Origin of the sequence: Bacillus glycinifermentans, from assembly GCF_001042475.2 — a bacterium.
In the GTDB taxonomy this organism is placed as follows: Bacteria; Bacillota; Bacilli; order Bacillales; family Bacillaceae; genus Bacillus; species Bacillus glycinifermentans.
Map to the genome: position 1 here is coordinate 1 of NZ_LECW02000064.1, position 5,975 is coordinate 5,975.

The following is a 5,975-nucleotide window of genomic DNA, read 5'->3' on the forward strand; positions in this document are numbered from 1 at the left end:
AATCAAAGCGGTCTACAAGGCGGCTTATGCGAAAAAGTTCCGTTTCCCTTCGTTCATGAGTGCGTTTAAGTTCTATAACGACTATGCGCTCAAGACGAACGATAAGAAGAAGATCCTCGAACGCTACGAAGACCGCATCGCCATCTGTGCGCTATTCTTCGCGAAAGGCAACGCAGCCAAGGCGATCGAGTTTGCGGAAATGATGATCCGTCAGGAATATCAACCAGCCACACCGACGTTCTTGAATGCGGGTCGGAAGCGACGTGGCGAATTAGTATCGTGTTTCCTTCTCGAAGTGGGCGACTCTCTGAACGATATCAGTCGCGCGGTAGACATGGCGATGCAGCTATCGAAGCTTGGCGGAGGCGTAAGTTTGAATTTATCGAAGCTACGCGCGAAAGGTGAATCGATCAAAGGGATCGAGAACGTAACGAAGGGCGTCGTTGGAGTCATGAAACTCCTCGATAATGCCTTCCGCTATGCAGATCAGCAAGGCGCGCGTTCTGGGGCAGGAGCTGCGTATTTGAACGTATTCCATCGCGATATCAACGATTTCCTCGACACCAAGAAGATCAGCGCAGATGAAGACGTCCGGGTCAAGACGCTATCGATCGGCGTTGTCATTCCGGATAAATTCATCGAATTGGCTCGCGATGACCGGGACGCATACGTTTTCTATCCGCATACGGTCTATAAGGAATACGGCGAGCATCTTGACGAAATGGATATCGGAGAAATGTACGACAAACTCGTCGAGAATCCGAACGTCCGCAAAGATAAAATCAATCCGCGGCAGCTACTCGAAAAGCTCGCGATTCTGAGATCCGAGTCGGGCTACCCGTACATTATGTTCGAGGATAACGTAAACGCAGCTCATGCGCTGAATCACATTTCGAAGGTTAAATTTTCGAATTTGTGTTCGGAGGTGCTTCAGGCGTCAGAAGTTTCGGAGTACACAGACTACGGCGAAGAGGACGCAATCGGTCTCGACATCTCGTGCAATCTCGGCTCGCTGAACATTGCGAACGTCATGGCGAACAAGTCGATCGAGCAAACGGTAAAGCTCGCAGTCGATGCGCTGACGGTCGTATCGGAATCAACGAATATCAAGAACGCGCCGGCAGTCGCTAAGGCTAACCGTCAGATGCGTTCGATCGGACTCGGAGCGATGAATCTACACGGATATCTTGCGCAGAATGGGATCGCTTATGAATCGGAAGAGGCTCGCGACTTCGCTAACGTATTCTTTGCGCTCGTGAACTATTGGTCGCTGGTGCGGTCAATGGAGCTTGCGAAGGAAACCGGAAGCACGTTCGAGGGATTCGAAGGATCAACGTATGCAGACGGCAGCTACTTCGATAAGTACATCGCAGAGGACTTCCGTCCTAAAACGGAGAAGGTCGCGAAGCTGTTTGAAGGCGTTGAAATTCCGAAGCGCATCGATTGGGTTCGCTTGGAGGTTAACGTTATGCTCCACGGACTCTATCATTCGTATAGACTTGCGATTGCACCGACGGGATCTATTTCGTATGTGCAGTCGGCTACGGCGTCAGTCATGCCGATTATGGAGCGCATAGAGGAAAGGACATACGGAAATTCCAAGACGTATTATCCTATGCCGGGGCTTAGTGCGAAGAATTGGTTCTTCTACAAGGAAGCGTACGACATGGATATGTTTAAAGTCGTCGATATGATCGCGACGATCCAGCAACACATCGATCAAGGCATCTCATTTACGCTGTTCTTAAAAGATACGATGACGACGCGCGATCTAAACCGAATTGACCTATACGCACATCACAAAGGGATCAAGACGCTGTATTATGCGCGAACAAAAGATACCGGACAGGAAGGTTGCCTGTCATGCGTGGTTTAAATTATCAGATTGATAGGAGGTGGTATTGATAGTGAGCGAACCAACTAACTTCGTTAAGATTTACTGCGATCTCATTTTGAAGAAAATCGCATCGAATATACTCTCTAATCAAAACAAGAAAACAAAAGCCTTAAATATAGCTATGAAAACAGCCGAAACAGGACAACAAGTCAGGACTACAAGGCATTGGAGAGCAGTTGGAGACAATGAGTTTTACTACGGGGAAATCCAAAAAGGATTCCAACAGATGAAGGAGCTTGATGAGTTAACCGGGTGGAGCGAGAACTTGCATCAAGACAGGTTTAAGTTCATGCGAGATAAATATGAAGACATATTGAACGAATATTTAAGCAGACGCAGCTAGTAAATCCGAAAAATAACAAAAAGAAGGAGGACGAATAATTGACGCAATATACAGCGGCCAACTGGTCGCAACACGAAGACGGATTCACACAGATGTTTTACGAACAGAACGTTAAGCAGTTTTGGCTTCCGGAAGAGATTTCGCTGAATGGCGACCTTCTAACATGGAAGTATCTCGGAACCAACGAACAGGACACGTATATGAAAGTCCTCGCGGGGCTGACGCTACTCGACACTGAACAGGGAAACACAGGTATGCCGTTAATTGCCGCTCAGGTATCCGGTCATCAGCGCAAAGCCGTCCTGAACTTTATGGCGATGATGGAAAACGCAGTCCATGCGAAGTCGTATTCGAACATCTTCATGACGCTTGCGCCAACGGAGAAAATTACGGAACTGTTCGAATGGGTGAAGACGAATCGATACTTGCAGCGTAAGGCCGAAATCATTGGTGGGCTGTACAACGCGATTAAGCCAGGCGATGACATTTCGCTTTACAAGGCGATGGTTGCGTCGGTCTACCTCGAAAGCTTCCTTTTCTACAGCGGCTTTTATTATCCGTTATATTTCTACGGTCAAGGAAAACTGATGAACAGCGGCGAGATTATAAATCTGATTAATTAATAGTCCCTTTCGTCGGCGACGGCGATTGTGAACCTCTCTAATTGCTGGGAAATCCTTAAAAGGACGATCAGCAGCGAAGCTATGCGATCCAGAAGGAGGTGAAGATTGTGCGAAAAGAAGTAGAGGAAGCCCCTTGGTGGATTACCGAGAGCGGAATAATTATTTCGAAGAAACTTAATAAACCTAGAAAAACATTTGTGACACCTCACGGGTATGAGGTTGTTGGATACACCCATCCACAAAAAGGAACTCAGAACTTTCTAGTTCATAGATTGGTAGCAAAGTACTTCATACACGAAATACCAGACGGAATGTTCGTCAATCATATAGACGGCAACAAACTCAATAACCACGTTAGCAACTTAGAAATAGTCACTCCTAAAGAAAACACTCAACACGCATTTAAGATTGGATTAATGTCAGGGCAACCCGGGGAGAGCAATTCGATGTCAAAGCTTTCAGATGAACAAGCCGCGAATTTAATCTATGATTTGCTTGCGGGGATGAGCAATGGCGAAGCCGGAGAGAAGTACGACTTGCACCCGCGATACGTTAGCTTAATTCGGCATAAACGAAGATGGAAAACTTTATGGGATCGTATAGAACGTTCAACGACTATCGCATAGGCGGTGAAATTCCGCAAAACGAGTAGGGCGCAAGCTATTGGCGTGGGTGAGAACCCCTTAAATCGAAACGGGAGGCGCCCCATGTGGGCGATGATATAGTCTGCTCCTTGCGGTAACGTAAGGCGGCTGCATTTCGCAGCGGGTCGAGAGTAGCGATCTCGGCTGAACAAAAGGTATTAGAGATGAAGCGATCCACGGCGTCTATGTCGGCTTACTCGCGCAGGAAATTTATGATAGACAAGAGACGGACGTACAACTCGAACTACGCGACTTCGCCGTCGAATTGCTTGCGGAACTCTACGAAAACGAGATCGCCTACACCGAGGATATTTACGATCAGGTCGGACTGACTCACGACGTTAAAAAGTTCGTTCGATACAACGGAAACAAGGCGTTGATGAACATCGGCTTTGATCCGTACTTTGCTGATGAAACACCGAACCCGATTGTAATGAACGGGTTAAGTACAAAAACAAAGTCCCACGACTTCTTCAGTCAAAAGGGAAATTCTTACAAAAAAGCTACGGTCGAAGCGCTCCAGGATGACGATTTCTATTTCGAGTAAGCGTCCATTAACGAAAGTATATACGCAACTATTAACGAGGGGGAATCGAAATGAACGTAAATATCAAACGCTTGTCACCCGATGCACAAATTCCGCAATATGCTCACGCCTCAGACGCCTGCTTCGACCTGGTTGCGGCAGAAGACGTCATCATCGAGCCGGGAGAAACCGCGCTGGTCAAAACGGGGCTAGCGTTCGAGATTCCGGAAGGCTACGAAATGCAGATCCGGCCACGTTCGGGTATTACGTTGAAGACTAAACTACGTGTGCAGCTCGGTACGGTCGACGCGGGATATCGGGGCGAGGTCGGAGTGATTGTCGATAATACAGCACCGAGCGGAATGGGTATCGATTACTATTCAATTTACGGATGTAATTTCGAATGGGGCGCATATAAAATCCGCAAAGGAGATCGCATCGCCCAGGCCGTAATTAAACCGGTCGAGCAGGCGGCATTTACGGAAGTGGCCGAGTTGGGCGATAGCGATCGGGGTGCGGGCGGATTCGGGAGTAGCGGGGTCGGTAGTCCACATCCGGAATATTTCGGAGAACCGATGGGGAAGGAGCTGATATAATGCCGCAAACATACGCATGTTTCATTAACGGAAAGTTTTACGGCGCGGGCGATCTCGAATACATGAACGAACTGTTTCGCGATTATGTTGTCACTTCCGAAATGTACGGAAAAGACGATTGCACTTTTCGGATCACAACGAAAGAGAAAGCGAGAGAAATAGTTACGCAATCTATTAACGACCAATACCGAAGAGTTTTCGAAAGTCTAGCGAAGGAGGACGAATAAATGGCGGAAACCAAAATGAACGTACAGCTAATCGCACATACGCAATTAAGCGACGAATTCAAACAGACCCTCGATTACAGAAAATACGATGAATCTGGCGAATATTATACGAACACCTTGGACGATCTGCACCAAACCGACGGCCAAGCGGTCGCCCTAACCGCAATCAGAACGTGCTACAGCGCCAACAAGCCGTCTGAAATCGTCGCAAAGGAAGGCGCCAAGTATTTCGGCTCCAAAGCGTCAGATGGTGGCGCAGGCACGGATGCCGACCGCCTATTCCGGCACATCGTCCGATCAGGTCATTCGTCGACGCTTGAGCATATATCGTTCACTTTTGCGATCGAAGGCGTCAGCCGGGCGTTATTGGCGCAGCTTACACGGCATCGCGTCGGATTTAGCTTCAGCGTCCAGTCACAGCGTTACGTACGGATGGGGAGCGATGATAGGATCGGCGGGTTCGATTACGTGCTTCCGGAGAAAGTTGAATACGGAAGCGAGCAGGTGCATTTTCAGCGGCGCGAAATGTTTGACGGGGTTGCTTACGGATTTGCTGACGAGGTTTTCAGAGAGGCGATGGATAACGCGCAATATTACTACGATATGCTTCGTAAATCCGGAGTGCCCGCCGAAGATGCTCGCGCCGTCCTCCCGCAAGCAGCCGCAACGAATCTCGTAATGACTGCAAATCTACGGTCGTTACTCGAATTCTATTCGAAACGGAAACCGGGCAAAGGTGCGCAAAAGGAGATCGCTGACCTCGCGGAAGCCTTACGTCAGGAAGTCGTTAATGTAGAGCCATGGACGGCTCAGTTTTTCGAGGAGGTGTAAGCATCGGTATCCTAACGAATTTCACGCTAACAGCGCAGCTATTCTCCGGCCACTGTCCGACAGATCAGCCGCCAGAACCGCCAAGGATAACGCCAGATCAGGCCGCACTTCAATCGGCAGAATCGCGTAACGAAGAATTAACGAAAGAGATAACGAAAAAGGACGCGCAGATACAGGCGCTTGAGGACGAAGTCAAGGCGCTGAAGAAGTCAAAAAAGAAACCGGCTCCGGACGCCACTAAAACGTCAGCATGGCGGACTTTCACCGCGACAGCTTATACGGCCTATT

The 5,975-nt window shown here is 48.6% G+C and carries 6 protein-coding genes and 3 pseudogenes; all 9 read left to right on the forward strand.

From position 1 onward, the window contains the following. On the forward strand, positions 1-1,876 hold a 1,876-nt coding region (nrdE, locus tag AB447_RS23130), incomplete at its 5' end, for a class 1b ribonucleoside-diphosphate reductase subunit alpha (RefSeq protein ID WP_057957768.1). 31 nt (positions 1,877-1,907) lie between these two features. Further along, on the forward strand, positions 1,908-2,240 hold the full coding sequence (locus tag AB447_RS23135; protein WP_048354329.1) for a DUF1140 family protein: 333 nt from the start codon (positions 1,908-1,910) through the stop codon (positions 2,238-2,240). A gap of 38 nt (positions 2,241-2,278) precedes the next feature. Then, positions 2,279-2,857, forward strand: a pseudogene (locus AB447_RS23140) (ribonucleotide-diphosphate reductase subunit beta); the annotation flags it as partial. Between the two features lie 110 nt (positions 2,858-2,967). Next, complete coding sequence (locus AB447_RS23145; RefSeq protein ID WP_048354327.1) at positions 2,968-3,489, forward strand: HNH endonuclease signature motif containing protein; 522 nt, start codon at positions 2,968-2,970, stop codon at positions 3,487-3,489. Between the two features lie 175 nt (positions 3,490-3,664). Further along, positions 3,665-4,054, forward strand: a pseudogene (locus tag AB447_RS23150) (ribonucleotide-diphosphate reductase subunit beta); the annotation flags it as partial. A gap of 50 nt (positions 4,055-4,104) precedes the next feature. After that, positions 4,105-4,629, forward strand: a complete 525-nt coding sequence (gene dut, locus AB447_RS23155; RefSeq protein ID WP_048354324.1) for a dUTP diphosphatase — start codon at positions 4,105-4,107, stop codon at positions 4,627-4,629. Further along, a complete protein-coding gene (locus AB447_RS23160; protein ID WP_048354323.1) occupies positions 4,629-4,856 on the forward strand; it encodes a hypothetical protein in 228 nt (75 codons plus the stop codon). The genes dut and AB447_RS23160 overlap by 1 nt, the downstream gene beginning before the upstream one ends. Further along, positions 4,857-5,687, forward strand: a complete 831-nt coding sequence (gene thyX / locus AB447_RS23165; RefSeq protein WP_082634694.1) for an FAD-dependent thymidylate synthase — start codon at positions 4,857-4,859, stop codon at positions 5,685-5,687. Continuing rightward, positions 5,657-5,975, forward strand: a pseudogene (locus tag AB447_RS26525) (3D domain-containing protein); the annotation flags it as partial. The gene thyX and the pseudogene AB447_RS26525, both read left to right, overlap by 31 nt.